The following is a 508-nucleotide window of genomic DNA, read 5'->3' as shown; positions in this document are numbered from 1 at the left end:
GCCTCGGTGCCGAACACGCCCGGGGCCCCTAAACCCGACCCGATCGTCGTCGGCGACGGCATCACCCGCACCTTCGGCGGCCTGACCGCCGTCGACGTGGAGCACATCGAGATCCAGCGTGGCGTCATCACCGCCCTGATCGGCCCGAACGGCGCGGGCAAGACCACGCTGTTCAACCTGCTCACCGGGTTCGACAAGCCGGACGCGGGCGACTGGTCCTTCAACGGGAACCGACTCGCCGGGCTCCCGGCGTTCAAGGTCGCCCGGCTCGGCATGGTCCGCACGTTCCAGCTCACCAAGGTGCTCTCCAAGCTCACCGTGATCGAGAACATGCGCCTCGGCGCGACCGGGCAGCGTGGCGAGCACTTCTGGTTGTCGATGCTCCCGCCGCTGTGGCGAGCTCAGGAGCAGGCCAACACCGAGCGCGCCGACGACCTGCTGCGGCGGTTCAAGCTCGACGCCAAACGCGAGGATTTCGCCGGATCGCTCTCGGGCGGCCAGCGCAAGC

Annotated in this window: 1 protein-coding gene; it reads left to right on the top strand. The window is 69.1% G+C overall.

Going from position 1 to position 508, the window contains the following annotated elements; translation table 11 throughout:
* A partial coding sequence (locus tag D9V41_RS16240) for an ABC transporter ATP-binding protein (protein ID WP_121795613.1) occupies nt 1-508 on the top strand: 508 nt, incomplete at both ends.

This window comes from Aeromicrobium phragmitis (genome assembly GCF_003674095.1).
GTDB lineage: Bacteria > Actinomycetota > Actinomycetes > Propionibacteriales > Nocardioidaceae > Aeromicrobium > Aeromicrobium phragmitis.
This window is presented reverse-complemented; position numbering and strand designations above follow the sequence as displayed.